The 13,520-nt window shown below is 66.4% G+C and carries 13 protein-coding genes and 1 pseudogene; 9 read left to right on the top strand and 5 right to left on the bottom strand.

What is annotated here, in order from left to right; translation table 11 throughout:
- Positions 1-49: 49 nt before the first annotated feature.
- Both RTK35_RS26435 and RTK35_RS26430 read right to left on the bottom strand, forming a co-directional pair.
- On the bottom strand, positions 50-961 hold the full coding sequence (locus tag RTK35_RS26435) for a putative 2-dehydropantoate 2-reductase (protein ID WP_316909370.1): 912 nt from the start codon (positions 959-961) through the stop codon (positions 50-52).
- A pseudogene (locus RTK35_RS26430) lies at positions 958-1,929 on the bottom strand (response regulator); the annotation flags it as partial. The gene RTK35_RS26435 and the pseudogene RTK35_RS26430, both read right to left, overlap by 4 nt.
- Before the next feature lie 215 nt (positions 1,930-2,144).
- Here RTK35_RS26430 and RTK35_RS26425 point away from each other — a divergent pair.
- Positions 2,145-2,624 (top strand): YajQ family cyclic di-GMP-binding protein, encoded by a 480-nt coding sequence (locus RTK35_RS26425; protein ID WP_044409504.1) that lies wholly within the window; start codon positions 2,145-2,147, stop codon positions 2,622-2,624.
- 104 nt (positions 2,625-2,728) lie between these two features.
- Complete coding sequence (locus RTK35_RS26420; protein WP_253123313.1) at positions 2,729-3,553, top strand: mechanosensitive ion channel family protein; 825 nt, start codon at positions 2,729-2,731, stop codon at positions 3,551-3,553.
- Between the two features lie 40 nt (positions 3,554-3,593).
- On the opposite strand, the gene RTK35_RS26415 is transcribed toward RTK35_RS26420, so the two are convergent.
- Entirely contained in the window at positions 3,594-5,339 is a 1,746-nt protein-coding gene (locus RTK35_RS26415; protein ID WP_074971584.1) for an AmpG family muropeptide MFS transporter, read from the bottom strand.
- Positions 5,340-5,414: 75 nt separating this feature from the next.
- The gene (locus tag RTK35_RS26410) at positions 5,415-5,783 is read right to left on the bottom strand and encodes an MGMT family protein (protein WP_044409498.1); all 369 of its coding nucleotides are present in this window, start codon (positions 5,781-5,783) and stop codon (positions 5,415-5,417) included.
- 171 nt (positions 5,784-5,954) lie between these two features.
- On the opposite strand from RTK35_RS26410, the gene RTK35_RS26405 reads away from it, so the two are divergent.
- A complete protein-coding gene (locus tag RTK35_RS26405; RefSeq protein ID WP_044409495.1) occupies positions 5,955-6,959 on the top strand; it encodes a DUF481 domain-containing protein in 1,005 nt (334 codons plus the stop codon).
- Positions 6,960-7,019: 60 nt separating this feature from the next.
- Here RTK35_RS26405 and RTK35_RS26400 read toward each other — a convergent pair whose 3' ends face one another.
- A complete protein-coding gene (locus RTK35_RS26400; protein WP_044409491.1) occupies positions 7,020-7,778 on the bottom strand; it encodes an SDR family oxidoreductase in 759 nt (252 codons plus the stop codon).
- A 112-nt stretch (positions 7,779-7,890) separates the two neighbouring features.
- Between RTK35_RS26400 and RTK35_RS26395 the strand changes: the two genes are divergently transcribed.
- The 6 genes from RTK35_RS26395 (at position 7,891) to RTK35_RS26370 (ending at position 13,517) form a co-directional block, all read left to right on the top strand.
- Complete coding sequence (locus tag RTK35_RS26395; protein WP_044409488.1) at positions 7,891-8,622, top strand: HugZ family protein; 732 nt, start codon at positions 7,891-7,893, stop codon at positions 8,620-8,622.
- 66 nt (positions 8,623-8,688) lie between these two features.
- Positions 8,689-9,138, top strand: coding sequence for an FxsA family protein (locus RTK35_RS26390; protein ID WP_044409485.1), 450 nt, complete (start codon positions 8,689-8,691; stop codon positions 9,136-9,138).
- Positions 9,139-9,357: 219 nt separating this feature from the next.
- Positions 9,358-9,651 carry a co-chaperone GroES gene (locus tag RTK35_RS26385; RefSeq protein WP_044409482.1) on the top strand — a complete coding sequence of 98 codons (294 nt, stop codon included), beginning with the start codon at positions 9,358-9,360 and terminating at the stop codon, positions 9,649-9,651.
- Between the two features lie 40 nt (positions 9,652-9,691).
- Positions 9,692-11,332: a chaperonin GroEL gene (groL, locus tag RTK35_RS26380; RefSeq protein ID WP_107329581.1), complete on the top strand. Its 1,641-nt coding sequence runs from the start codon at positions 9,692-9,694 to the stop codon at positions 11,330-11,332.
- Between the two features lie 225 nt (positions 11,333-11,557).
- Entirely contained in the window at positions 11,558-12,241 is a 684-nt protein-coding gene (locus tag RTK35_RS26375; protein ID WP_044409476.1) for a response regulator transcription factor, read from the top strand.
- Positions 12,231-13,517 carry a HAMP domain-containing sensor histidine kinase gene (locus RTK35_RS26370; protein WP_316909369.1) on the top strand — a complete coding sequence of 429 codons (1,287 nt, stop codon included), beginning with the start codon at positions 12,231-12,233 and terminating at the stop codon, positions 13,515-13,517. The genes RTK35_RS26375 and RTK35_RS26370 overlap by 11 nt, the downstream gene beginning before the upstream one ends.
- The last annotated feature ends 3 nt before the right edge of the window (positions 13,518-13,520 follow it).

Raw genomic sequence — 13,520 nt, 5'->3', positions numbered from 1 at the left:
GGGCAGAGTCCAGGCAGGGCGCGGGGAAGGCGGCAGGTTAGCGCGGGGCTCAGTCCTGGGGCAATCCGTGGGCGGCCAGGTGCTGGCGCAGGGCGTCCAGCAGCTGTTCCAGGCGTGGCAGCGACACGCCCAGGCGCCGTGCCTCGGCACTGGCGTGGCCGATCAGGTAGCGGATCTCGGTGCGTTGGCCGCGCGCCACGTCCTGGTACATGGAGGAGTAGTTGGCGGCGGTGGCGTCGATCACTCGCCACACCTCCTGGTGCAGATCGCGCGCGGCGTCGGTCTGGCCGCAGGCCTGGAGCAGCCGGGCGAGCTCGTCGCACAGGCCGTTGACCGCCTCCGGCTCGGCGGACAGTTCGCCGTTGCGGCAATGGTGCAGCACCGTCAGCGGGTTGATCGCGCAGTTGAGCGCCAGCTTGCGCCAGAGCCGGGTTTCGATGTCGGCGGTCCAGCCGTGGGGGATGCCGGCTGCCTCCAGTTCGCCCAGCCAGGCCGGCGGGGCGGAGGCGAGTGGGTCGCCCAGCCAGGTGAACCCCTGCCCGGCGAACACCACGCGGAAGTCCGCCTCGCGGAAGGCACCTTCGGTGCTGGAGGCGAGGATGCAGCGGGCCTGGGGCAGGCTGTCCGCCACGGCCTGCTGGCTACCGAGGCCATTCTGCAGCAGCACCACCTCGGCACCGGGAGCCAGCCGTGCGCGGACGCTGGCCACGGCGGCTTCGGCGTCATAGGCCTTGCAGGCGACGAGCAGGCGCTGGATCGGGTCAGGGGCGCTGGCGAGTTCGGCTGGCAGGGCGCAGGTCCGGGCCTGGCCCTGGGTCACCAGGGTCAGCCCGCCCGCCTGGTGGTAGGCGGCCAGGCGGGCTTCGTCACGCAGCAGCAGGCGCACGTCCAGGCCCGCCTGGGCGAGGCGGCAGGCCCACAGTGTGCCGAGGCTGCCGCTGCCGAGGATGTACCAGGTCATGCGCTGGGCAGGCGTACCGCGCTGACCCGGCCGCTGGCGTAGGAGTCCGGCAGGAGACGCTCGGCCCGTTCGAGCAGGGCCTCGACCTCCACCGGCAGGGCCTTGGCGTCCAGGCCCACCAGGCTGATGCCGGCCTTGAGGGTGATGAAGCCTTCGCTGGTCTTGAAGGCCTTGAGGTTCAGGCTTTCATGCAGGCGCTTGAAGCTGCTGGGGGAGCACTCGTGCAGGTCGCCCAGCAGGGTGATCAGGCCGAAATGGTTGTCGTCCAGCCGGGTCAGCACGTCCAGCGGGCGGACCAGCTGCTGCAGCCGGCGGGAAACGCCCTGCAGCAGTTCGTTGTAGAACGCCGGGCCGTACTGGTTGCGCAGCTGCGGCGCATCCTGCAGGCCGATCAGCAGGTAGCACAGGGCGCCGCCACGGGACTCGACCTGGCGCAGGCTGTCGGCCAGTTTCTGCCGCAGGTAGCGCGGGTTGCCGAGGCCGGTGAGGGAGTCCACCAGGTTGCGCTGCTCCAGGCTGGCGATGTTCTGGGTCATCAGCCGGTTCTCGTGGAGCAGGCGCTGCAGGGTGTTGCACAGGCGGTCGGCGGCGTAGACGCGCGGCACCAGTTGCTCGTTCATCGAGGACTTGCTGATGAAGTCGTCCACGCCGCGGTCGAAGGCCTCGCCCAGGACGTTCTCGCCTTCCTTGCCGGTCAGCAGGATGACGTAGGTGTAGTGGTCGATCATCTCGTCGAGCTGGCGCACCCGCGCGGTGAGTTCCAGGCCGTCGATCTCGGGCATCAGCCAGTCCGCCAACAACACGTTCGCCGGTCGCTCTTCCAGCAGGCGCAGGGCCTCGCCCGCACTGTTGGCGAAGCGGACGTCCTGATAGCCGGCCTGGCTCAGCGCCCGGCCGATCATCGCACTGGAAAACTTGGCGTCATCCACCACCAGGATGCTGAGGTGAGGGTTGGGCATGGCAGGCTCGCAAGAAAGGCAGAAGAGGGGAGGTTGATGGCTCGGTGATATCAGTGCCTATTTCAGCAGGTTTTCATGCCGACGGTTAGCGCTGAATGTGTCGCTGCCACGCATTCCCGCAAAAAAGGGAATCCTGATCGTTATAATGGGCGCCCATTCTCACCCGTCAAGCCAGGCGCATCCCTTACGTGATGTGGGTCGCGCCGTCTATCTGGAGGAAACCCATGCCATCGTTCGACGTGGTGTCCGAGCTGGACAAGCACGAACTCACCAACGCCCTCGACAACGCCACCAAGGAGCTGGAGCGCCGCTTCGACCTGCGCGGCAAGTGCAGCGTGGAGTGCAAGGACAAGTCCGTCACCATCACTGCCGAGGCCGATTTCATGCTGGAGCAGGTGCTGGACATTCTGCGCAGCTGCCTGATCAAGCGGAAACTCGACATCCAGTGCATGGAGCTCAAGGACCCGTACCCGTCCGGCAAGGTGGTCAAGCAGGAAGTGAACTTCCGCGAGGGCATCGACAAGGAGCTGGCGAAGAAGATCGTCGCCCTGATCAAGGACAAGAAGCTCAAGGTCCAGGCCGCCATCCAGGGCGAGCAGGTGCGTGTCACCGGCAAGAAGCGCGACGACCTGCAGGAAGCCATCGCCCTGCTGCGTGGCGAATCCCTCGGCATGCCGCTGCAGTACACCAACTTCCGCGACTGACCCGGTTGAACCTTCGCGGTCTCCCCGCGTCGCACATAGGCCCGCTTGCCGCCCTGCTTGCCAGGGCGGCTGCGGTTTTCTCGAGTCGATAGAAGGAGGTCCGCATGGACATGAACCTCGACAACCTGGTCAGGCAGTCCGAAGCCTGGCTCCCCGTCATTCTCGAATACAGCGGCAAGGTCACCCTCGCCCTGGTGACGCTGCTGGTCGGCTGGTGGCTGATCAACCTGCTCACCAACCGGGTCAGCGCCCTGCTGTCGATGCGCCGGGTCGACCTGACCCTGCACCGCTTCATTTCCAACCTGGCCAACATCGCCCTCAAGGTGCTGCTGCTGGTCAGCGTCGCCTCGATGATCGGCATCGAGACCACCTCCTTCATCGCCGCCATCGGCGCCGCCGGCCTGGCCATCGGCCTGGCCCTGCAGGGCAGCCTGGCGAACTTCGCCGGCGGGGTGCTGATCCTGTTCTTCCGGCCGTTCAAGGTGGGCGACTTCATCGAGGCCCAGGGCATCTCCGGGACCGTCGACAGCATCCAGATCTTCCACACCGTGCTGCGCACCGGCGACAACCGCACGGTGATCGTGCCCAACGGCGCGCTGTCCAACGGCATCATCACCAACACCTCCAGCCAGCCCACCCGGCAGGTGATGTACGAGGTGAAGGTCGACTACGCCAGCGACCTGGCCAAGGCGCGTGAGGCCCTGCTGGCCCTGGCGAGCGATCCCCGTGTGTTGCCTGACCCGGCACCCGTGGTGGTGGTGGCTGCGCTGACGGATACGGCCATCAACCTGTCCCTGCGTCTGTGGACGGCTGCAGGCGACTACGGTGCGGTGATCTTCATGCTCAACGAGCAGGTGCGTGACCGCTTGCGCGCGGCTGGCGTGGAACTGGCCCAGCCGCCCAGGCTGGTGCAGGTCCAGCCGGGCTAGGCCCGGATGATGGAAAAGGCCGGCGTGATGCCGGCCTTTTTCATGGACGTTCGGAGGAGGGGGGCGGTGCTGGCTCCTCGGCCTTGGGGTCGGCGGGCTGCACCGATTTGCGCGATTCGCGGCTCCACTGGATGGCGATCAGCACCAGGGTGGGGATGCCGAGGATGGCGGTGAGCTGGAAGAACTGGTGATAGCCCAGGCTCTCCACCATCACCCCGGAATAGCCACCGATCAGGCGCGGCAGCAGCATCATCAGCGAACTGAGCAGTGCGTACTGGGTCGCCGAGAACTTCAGGTTGGTCAGGCTCGACAGATAGGCCACGAAGGCCGAGGTGGCGAGCCCGGCGCTGAAGTTGTCGCAGGAGATGGTGAGGATCAGCATCTGCAAATGCGCGCCCATGTCGCTGAGCACCACGAACATCAGGTTGGTGGCCGCCGACGCGGCACCGCCGATGAACAGGATGGGCAGGATGCCGAAGCGCACGATCAGCACCCCACCGGCGCCGGCACCCAGCAGTGTCATCACCAGGCCGAAGACCTTGCTGACGCTGGCGATCTGGTCCTTGGTGAAGCCCTGATCGATGTAGAAGACGTTGGCCATCACCCCCATCACCGTGTCCGACATCCGGTAGGTGGCGATCAGCCCCAGCAGCAGCAGGGCCTGCCAGCGGTAGCGCTGGACGAACTCGCTGATGGGCGTCACCACCGGCGCCATCAGCAGGCGCCCCGGTGCGGAGAAGCAGGCCAAGGTGATCAGCACGAACAGCGTGCCCCGGGGCCAGGCGCCCGAGGCGTAGGCCTTGATGGCCGCCGCCGTGGTCACCAGGATCACGATCAGCACGATCATCGACACGGCCTGGTGCACGAAATCGAAGTTGGGAATCACCTTGCCCCGCGCTGCCGCCAGCAGTTGTCGGCGTTGCTGGCTGAGCAGGTCGCGCACCGGGGCAATCTGGCGGCGCCCCCAGGGCGACAGGCACGCGACCAGGAACAGGAAGTACAGCAGGGCCCGTGGCCAGGCGCGGTCGAGCATGCCGGTGATCATCGCCGGCAGGGAAATCAGCATCACCAGCAGGATCAGCACCGAGGCGAGCTGGTCCTTGAGGCGGAAGCGCGAGGTGCTGGTCTGCACCTGGGCGTCGATGTGGGGTTCTCGCATCCACAGGCTGGTGATCAGCCCCGGCAGCATCAGCAGCGCGAACACCAGGTAGGTGCTGGCCCAGGCGCCGTATTCATAGGCACCGGCGGTGGAACCGAACCCCTCGGCGAAATACAGGGCGCCCGCCGTGGCGAGCAGGGCCGAGACCCGGTAGCCCAGCATGTAGCTGGCGGCCAGGGCGGCCTGGCGGCTGTCGTCGGCGATTTCCAGGCGGTAGGCATCCACCGCGATGTCCTGGGTGGCCGAGGCGAAGGCCACCACCACCGCGAGGCCGATCAGCCAGGTCAGGTGTGCCTTGGGGTCGGCCAGGGCCATGCCGATCAGGCCGAGTGCAACCAGCGCCTGGGACAGCACCAGCCAGGAACGGCGCCGGCCGAGGCGGCCCAGCAGCGGCAGGCGGAACTGGTCCAGCAGCGGCGACCAGATCCATTTGAAGGCGTAGGCCAGGCCTATGAGGCTGGCGAAGCCGATGGTCTCGCGGGCGACGCCGGCCTCGCGCAACCAGACGGAGAGGGTGGAGAACACCAGCATGTAAGGCAGCCCTGCCGCAAAGCCCAGCAGGAGCAGGGCCAGGGTGGCCGGGCTGGCATAGGCGGCCAGGGCGGCGCGCCAGGTTCGGTGGGACATCAGGCGTGAGATCCAGAGGGCACGGGGCGGTCCTTGATGGCGTGCGCGCCGGGGGACCGCAACAAAGCGCGCACTCTAACCCTTGGGTGGCATGGGAAGCCAGCCGTGCCGACGCATGTCCACCCGTTCGTTGTGGATGAAGACCCCTTCGGCCCGCAAACGTGCCCGTTGTTCGTCACCGGAGACGGTTCCGGCGGGCAGGCTGAGCCGTCCGCCCGCCGCGATCACGCGGTGCCAGGGCAGGCGGGTGCCCTCCGGCAACTGGCCGAGGGTACGGCCCACCCAGCGCGCCGCGCGGCCCAGTCCGGCCATTTCGCCCAGTTGCCCATAGCTGACCACCTTGCCGGGCGGAACCTGGGCCAGCGTGAGGTAGAGGGCTTCGCGACGGGCTTCCGGGCTGGAGAGCCGCAAATCGTCCTGGGCAGGGGGCGTTGACGGGGGCATGGCGGGTTCCGGCGGGCGGTGGCGGCCAGCATAGGGCGACGCCGGGGGAGGGGCAATGTGGGAGGCGGCGACGGGAACTTGGCGACGATACGTCGGTCAGTCCTTGCTCAGCCGCCGGGCTTGCGGATAATGCCCGGTTTTTCCGCAAAGTCCCGAGCCTGCGTATCCGCCATGTTGTCCAGAAAACTCCTTTGCCTGGCCCTTGCTGCCGCTTCGACCTCCACCTTCGCCGACACCGTCTGGATGAAGAACGGTGACCGCCTGACCGGCAAGATCCGCGTCTTCGACGGCGGCAAACTGATGTTGCAGACCGACTACGGCGGCTCCATCCCGCTGGACTGGTCCAAGGTCGCCACCCTGCAGAGCGACCAGGAACTGATGGTCAAGCAGGACGACCTCACCGGCGAGCGCGCCAAGACCCTGATGCCGGCCGAGCCGGGCAAGGTGATCCTGGCCAACGGCGAGGCGCCCAAGACCGTCGAGCTGGCCAGCATCGAACAGATCATGAAGCCCAAGCCCTTCGTCGAGGACCTGACCTGGACCGGCAACGTCGACGTCTCGCTCGACTACAAGCGCGCCGAGAAGGACACCGACGACTACGACGTCGACTTCAAGACCAAGGCCCGTCATGGTCGCTGGCGGCACAACGCCAACGGCGAGTACAACCGCGAATTCCAGAACGAGGTGAAGACCACCGAGAACTGGGAGCTGGAGTACGCCCTCGACCGCTTCATCACCGACAAGTTCTTCTGGCAGGGCCGCGCCGGCTACAAGCGCGACAAGATCGAGGAGCTGCGTCGCCAGCGCACCGTGGGTACCGGCCCCGGCTATCAGTTCTGGGACGACGAACTGGGCGCCTTCTCCCTGGCCTCCCTGATCAACCGCACCGACTACCAGTACGACACCGGCGAGAAGGACAACTTCTATGCCCTCGGCGTGAAGTGGGACTACAACCGCTACCTGGTGGGCAAGACCGTCGAGTTCTTCACCACCGGCGAAGTGGGCCGCCCGCTGGGCAACGCCGCCGATTACTCCCTGGATGCCGAGGTGGGCCTGCGCTACAAGGTCACCGACTGGGCGTCGCTCAACATGAAGGCCGAGCGCGACCTGGTCAGCGGTGCCGAAGGGGACACCGACCGCACCCGCTACACCGTGGGCTTCGGTATCGGCTGGTAACGCCAACCGGCATGAAAAAGCCCCGCTTCGGCGGGGCTTTTTCGTGGAGCGGGGCGCGCCTTACAGGCGCAGGCCGCCGTCCAGTTCCAGCACGCGGCCGGTGAAGTAGTCGTTCTCCAGGATGTAGGCCACCGAGTGGGCGATCTCCATCGGCTTGCCCAGGCGCTTGAGCGGAATGCCGGCGGTCATCTTCTCCAGGGCCTCGGGCTTCATGCTGGCGACCATCTCGGTCTCGATGAAGCCGGGTGCCACGGCACCGACGCGGATGCCGTAGCGTGCCAGCTCCTTGGCCCATACCACGGTATCGGCCGCCACCCCGGCCTTGGCCGCGGAGTAGTTGGCCTGGCCCATGTTGCCGGCGCGGGAAATGGAGGAAATGTTGACGATGGCGCCTTCGTTCTTCAGCTCGATCATCTTGGCGGCCACTTCGCGGGTGCAGAGGAACACGCCGGTCAGGTTCACGTCGATCACCGCCTGCCACTGGGCCAGGCTCATCTTGGTCAGCTCGCCGTCCTTGACCTTGATGGTCAGGCCGTCACGCAGGATGCCGGCGTTGTTCACCAGGCCGTTGATCGCGCCGAAGTCATCCGCCACCTGGCTGACCAGGTGGGTCACCTGCTCTTCGTTGGCCACGTTGCACAGGTAGGCGCGGGCGTCGCCACCGGCTGCCTTGCAGGCCGCCACGGCCTCGTCCAGGCGCTCCTGGTTGAGGTCGACCAGCGCCAGGCGTGCGCCCTTGGCCGCCAGGTATTCGCCCATGGCCCGGCCCAGGCCCTGGCCGCCGCCGGTGATGATGATGACCTTGTCTTTCAGCTGCATGGTGTAGCCCCTCGAACTGGGAATTATGGATCGCTGTGCCCCGCTGGCAGCCCGGAACCGTTATCCTGAGCGCCCGTCCGTTTACGACGGATTCTCTGCGAGGAGTCAGAAGGTGAGCGTGAAAGCCGCAAAGAATGCCCGAGAATTGCTGCTCAAGGAATACCGGGGCGTGCTCTCGACCCAGTCCAAGGCCATGCCCGGCTACCCCTTCGGATCGGTGGCCCCCTATTGCCTGGACGCCGAGGGGCGGCCGCTCATCCTCATCAGCCGCATCGCCCAGCACACCCACAACCTGCAGAAGGACCCGAAGTGCTCGCTGCTGGTGGGCGAGCGTGGTGCAGACGATATCCAGGCCGTCGGCCGCCTGACCCTGCTGGCCGAGGCGCGCCAGTTGACGGAGCCCGAGGCCATCGCCGCCGCCGGTGCGCGCTACTACCGCTACTTCCCCCAATCCCGTGACTACCACCTGACCCATGATTTCGATTTCTGGGTACTGGAGCCGGTGCGTGCCCGTTTCATCGGCGGCTTCGGCGCCATCCACTGGATCGACGAGGTGGCCCTGGCCAACCCCTTCGCCGGGGAAAGCGAGACCGGGATGGTGGAGCACATGAACGCCGACCATCGCAGCGCCATCGACCACTACCTGGCCCTGCGCGGCCTGCCGGCCGATCCGGCAGCCGAACTGGTGGGCATCGACAGCGAAGGCTTCCATGTCCGGCTGGGTCAGAGCATTCACTGGCTGCCCTTCCCAACATCCTGCAACACACCGGGTGCAGTCCGTCAGGCCCTGGTGGCGCTGGCCCGGGCCGACCGCTGGCCGGATGCCGAGGCCCCCGACGCTTGAATTCGCCGGAGGCCGGCTTCATGTAGCTGTCTTACCGGAAGCCGTTCTTCCGCGAAGGAAACTTTCATGCGTGTCTTTGCGTTCCTCTTCCTGCTGTTCCCGCTCATCGAGCTGGCCGTCCTGATCAAGGTCGGCAGCGTCATCGGCGTCTTCCCGACCCTGCTGCTGCTGGTGGCCACCGCCTTGCTGGGCAGCTTCATGCTGCGCATCGCCGGCGTCGCCACCGCCTGGCGCGCCCGTGAGCGGCTGGCCCGGGGCGAACTGCCGGAGCAGGAGATGCTCGAGGGATTGATGATCGCGGTCGGCGGCGGCCTGCTGCTGCTCCCCGGCTTCATCAGCGACCTCTTCGGGCTGGTCTGCATCATTCCCTTCACACGTCGCCTGATCATCCGTCGTGTCCTGCAGCGTGCCGCTCGACAGGCCGAACGCCAGCGTGCCTTCTCCGACGACCCGCTGGCGCGCAATCAGCCGCGCCATAACGTCATCGAAGGCGAATACGAGCGTCGCGACGACTGATTCCGCCCCGTTATCGGGCGGCCCGAGGAATTTTTTTCGGGTGCCCCTTGAAATGCCGCCAGGCGACCCTATCTATCCGACACCGCAAGGTTACTGCCCCCAGGGGCAGTTCAGACTTCCGCAGCGTGCCTGGCACGCTGCTGCCGGCACCGCCGGCTTTTGCTAACCCGCCGGTGATTTTCACCGGCGCCGGAAAACACTGATTGGGAGAGTTAGACCATGAAGCTTCGTCCCCTGCATGACCGCGTCGTGATCCGTCGCAGCGAAGAAGAAACCAAGACCGCTGGCGGCATCGTGCTGCCGGGCTCGGCTGCCGAGAAGCCGAACCGCGGCGAAGTGGTTGCTGTCGGTACCGGTCGCGTGCTGGACAACGGCGAAGTCCGTCCCCTGGCTGTGAAGGTCGGTGACCAGGTTGTGTTCGGCCCCTACTCCGGCAGCAACACCGTGAAAGTCGACGGTGAAGACCTGCTGGTCATGGGCGAGAACGAAATCCTCGCTGTCATCGAAGCCTGAACCCGACCCCTTTCCCACTTAGAGATTCGAGGAAGACAACATGGCTGCTAAAGACGTCAAATTCGGCGATGCCGCTCGCAAGAAACTGCTCGTAGGCGTTAACACCCTGGCTGATGCCGTTAAAGCCACCCTCGGCCCGAAAGGCCGCAACGTGGTTCTGGAGCGCAGCTTCGGTGCTCCGCTGATCACCAAGGACGGCGTTTCCGTCGCCAAGGAAATCGAGCTGAAGGACCGCATCGAGAACATCGGCGCCCAGCTGGTGAAAGACGTGGCTTCCAAGGCCAACGACGCTGCCGGTGACGGCACCACCACCGCCACCGTTCTGGCCCAGGCCATCGTCACCGAAGGCCTGAAAGCCGTCGCTGCCGGCCTGAACCCGATGGACCTGAAGCGCGGCATCGACAAGGCCACCACCGCCATCGTTGCCGAGCTGAAGAACCTGTCCAAGCCGTGCACCGACACCAAGGCCATCGCCCAGGTCGGCACCATCTCCGCCAACTCCGACGACTCCATCGGCAACATCATTGCCGAAGCCATGGAGAAAGTAGGCAAGGAAGGCGTGATCACCGTTGAAGAAGGCTCGGGCCTGGAAAACGAACTGTCCGTCGTGGAAGGCATGCAGTTCGACCGTGGCTACCTGTCCCCCTACTTCATCAACAAGCCGGACACCATGGTGGCCGAGCTCGACGGCCCGCTGCTGCTGCTGGTCGACAAGAAGATCTCCAACATCCGCGAACTGCTGCCGGTTCTGGAAGCCGTTGCCAAGTCCGGCCGCCCGCTGCTGATCGTGGCTGAAGACGTCGAAGGCGAAGCCCTGGCTACCCTGGTCGTCAACAACATGCGCGGCATCGTCAAGGTTGCTGCCGTCAAGGCCCCGGGCTTCGGCGACCGCCGCAAGGCCATGCTGCAGGACATCGCCATCCTGACCGGCGGTACCGTCATCTCCGAAGAAGTCGGCCTGTCCCTGGAAAGCGCCACCCTGGAGCACCTGGGCAACGCCAAGCGCGTCGTCCTGAGCAAGGAAAACACCACCATCATCGACGGCGCTGGCGCCCAGGCTGACATCGAAGCCCGCGTTGCCCAGATCCGCAAGCAAGTCGAGGAAACCTCCTCCGACTACGACAAGGAGAAGCTGCAAGAGCGTCTGGCCAAGCTGGCCGGCGGTGTTGCCGTGATCAAGGTCGGTGCGGCTACCGAAGTCGAGATGAAAGAGAAGAAGGCCCGCGTGGAAGACGCCCTGCACGCCACCCGTGCTGCAGTGGAAGAAGGCGTGGTTCCTGGCGGTGGCGTGGCACTGGTTCGTGCCCTGTCCTCCATCAAGGACCTGGTGGGTGCCAACGAAGAGCAGACCGCAGGTATCAACATCCTGCGTCGCGCTGTCGAGGCTCCGCTGCGCCAGATCGTCACCAACGCCGGTGACGAGGCTTCCGTGGTTCTGGACAAGGTCAAGCAGGGTTCCGGCAACTACGGCTACGACGCTGCCACCGGCCAGTACGGCGACATGATCGAGTTCGGCATCATCGACCCGGCCAAGGTCACCCGTACCGCGCTGCAGGCTGCTGCCTCCATCGCCGGCCTGATGATCACCACCGAAGCCATCGTGGCTGACCTGCCGGAAGACAAGCCGGCTCCGGCCATGCCCGACATGGGCGGCATGGGTGGCATGGGCGGCATGATGTAAGCCACCCCAGCTCACGCTGATCGAAAAGCCCCGCCTTGTGCGGGGCTTTTCTTTTGGGGCGCTCAACCAGGCCCCTGCGCCGACCGAGATGCCCCGCAACGTGGCTCTGCGCTTCCCAACCCAGGCCGCTCTCGCCAGAATGAGCGCCATTCACGGAACCTGCGTCCCGGCCGTGGTCAAAGGCCGGCGCCGCGACGTGCGGGCAACCTGTTCGAGGAGGGGGCGATGCGCATCCTGCTGGTAGAAGACAACAAGGACATCCTGGCCAACATGGCCGATTACCTGGAGCTCAAGGGCTACACGGTGGACTGCGCCCAGGATGGCTTGTCCGGCCTGCACCTGGCGGCCAACGGGCATTTCGACCTGATCGTGCTGGACGTGATGCTCCCCGGCCTGGACGGCAACAGCCTGTGCCAGCGCCTGCGGGAAGAGGCCCGCCTGGACACCCCGGTGATCATGCTCACCGCCCGCGATGCCCTGGACGACCGCCTGCAGGGCTTCCGCTCCGGTGCCGACGACTATCTGGTCAAGCCCTTCGCCCTGTCCGAGCTGGCGGCCCGCATCGAGGCCGTCCTGCGGCGCAGCCGGGGCGGCGGCAAGCGTGCCCTGCAGGTGGGCGACCTGCACTACGACCTCGACACCCTGGAGGTCAGCCGGGGTGGCAAGCCGCTCAAGCTCAACCCCATCGGCCTCAAGCTGCTGGCGGTGCTGATGCAGAAGAGCCCGCACCTGGTGCGCCGCGAAGTGCTGGAAGAGGCCCTGTGGGGCGACGACTGCCCCGACAGCGATGCCCTGCGCAGCCACATCCACCAACTGCGCCAGGTGATCGACAAGCCCTTCGGCAAGCCCCTGCTGCACACCCTGCACGGCCTTGGCTACCGGCTCTCGGAGTCGATCGATGGAGTTTAGGCAGAGCCTCGCCCGCCGCATCGTCATCGCCTTCACCCTGATGACCGTGCTGGTGGGTGGCACCTTCTCCCTGGGCATCATCGAAGTGGTGCACGTGATCGAGGAGCAGCTGATCTCCCGCGACCTGAGCAACGAACTGGATCGCGTGCTGGAGCAGAACATCTACCAGGGGCGCCCGCCGATCCTGGACAGCGACACCCGTTTCTACATGGATGATGGCGGCCACAACCGCTACTCCATGCCCGAGTCCTACCGCGAGCTGAGCGAGGGTTTCCACGAGATCTTCGAGGGGGCGCTGTCCTACCACGCCCTGGTGCGGGATGTGCACGGGCGCCGCTACATGCTGCTGCAGGACCAGAGCGACTTCGAAGACCGCGAGCGCGTGCTCTACGGCGTGGTGCTGGTGGGCTTCGTGCTCAGCGTGCTGCTCTCCGCCGTGCTCGGCTGGCTGCTGGCGCGCAAGGTCATCGAGCCCGTGGTGCGCCTGGCCCGCCAGGTCCGCCACCGCGACCAGTTGCTCGGGCTCGCGCCGCCGCTGGCGCCGGACTATGCCTCCGACGAGGTGGGGCAATTGGCCCGGGCCTTCGACGACACCCTGGGGCGCCTGCACCAGGTGCTGACCCGCGAGCGCCTGTTCACCAGCGACGTCAGCCACGAGCTGCGCACCCCGTTGATGGTGATGGCCTCCTCCTGCGAGCTGCTGGAAGAGAACAACAGCCTCGACGCCCGTGCTCAGGCCCAGGTGGAGCGTATCGCCCGTGCCAGCGAGGAGATGCGCGACCTGGTGCAGACCTTCCTGATGCTCGCCCGCGCACGCCAGGAGGAGGTCAACCTCGGGCCCCAGGCCAGCCTGCGGGAAGTGGCCGATGAGCTGGATGCCCTGTGGCGGCCCGCCATCGAGGACAAGGGCCTGGCCTTCACCTACCTGCCCGGCGAGGCGGCCAGCGAGGTGCGCTACAACGCCGCCTTCCTGCGCTCGGTCATGGGCAACCTGCTGCGCAACGCGCTGCACTACACCGACAGCGGCAGCATCCGCCTCGAGCTCTCCGGTGCCGCCTTCGTGGTGCAGGACACCGGCGTCGGCATCCCCGAGGAAGACCGCGAAGCGATGTTCCAGCCCTTCGTCCGCGGCGGCGCCAAGCGGGGCGACGGCCTGGGGCTCGGCCTCTCGCTGGTGCAGCGGATCTGCGACAACCAGGGCTGGAGCATCGCCCTCACCGCCGTGGAGCCCAATGGCTGCCGCTTCGAGGTCGTGCTCGGCAAGCGCCCGACCTGAATT

It is taken from the genome of Pseudomonas sp. zfem003, from assembly GCF_032621675.1.
GTDB classification, from domain to species: domain Bacteria; phylum Pseudomonadota; class Gammaproteobacteria; order Pseudomonadales; family Pseudomonadaceae; genus Metapseudomonas; species Metapseudomonas otitidis.
The sequence above is the reverse complement of the archived record's forward strand: the minus strand, read 5'-3'. Positions and strand labels throughout refer to the sequence as shown.

Coding starts and splice junctions, on each gene's coding strand:
- RTK35_RS26435 (WP_316909370.1), bottom strand. CDS start 961: ATGACCTGGTACATCCTCGGCAGCGGCAGCCTCGGCACACTGTGGGCC.
- RTK35_RS26425 (WP_044409504.1), top strand. CDS start 2,145: ATGCCATCGTTCGACGTGGTGTCCGAGCTGGACAAGCACGAACTCACC.
- RTK35_RS26420 (WP_253123313.1), top strand. CDS start 2,729: ATGGACATGAACCTCGACAACCTGGTCAGGCAGTCCGAAGCCTGGCTC.
- RTK35_RS26415 (WP_074971584.1), bottom strand. CDS start 5,339: ATGTCCCACCGAACCTGGCGCGCCGCCCTGGCCGCCTATGCCAGCCCG.
- RTK35_RS26410 (WP_044409498.1), bottom strand. CDS start 5,783: ATGCCCCCGTCAACGCCCCCTGCCCAGGACGATTTGCGGCTCTCCAGC.
- RTK35_RS26405 (WP_044409495.1), top strand. CDS start 5,955: ATGTTGTCCAGAAAACTCCTTTGCCTGGCCCTTGCTGCCGCTTCGACC.
- RTK35_RS26400 (WP_044409491.1), bottom strand. CDS start 7,778: ATGCAGCTGAAAGACAAGGTCATCATCATCACCGGCGGCGGCCAGGGC.
- RTK35_RS26390 (WP_044409485.1), top strand. CDS start 8,689: ATGCGTGTCTTTGCGTTCCTCTTCCTGCTGTTCCCGCTCATCGAGCTG.
- RTK35_RS26385 (WP_044409482.1), top strand. CDS start 9,358: ATGAAGCTTCGTCCCCTGCATGACCGCGTCGTGATCCGTCGCAGCGAA.
- groL (WP_107329581.1), top strand. CDS start 9,692: ATGGCTGCTAAAGACGTCAAATTCGGCGATGCCGCTCGCAAGAAACTG.
- RTK35_RS26375 (WP_044409476.1), top strand. CDS start 11,558: ATGCGCATCCTGCTGGTAGAAGACAACAAGGACATCCTGGCCAACATG.
- RTK35_RS26370 (WP_316909369.1), top strand. CDS start 12,231: ATGGAGTTTAGGCAGAGCCTCGCCCGCCGCATCGTCATCGCCTTCACC.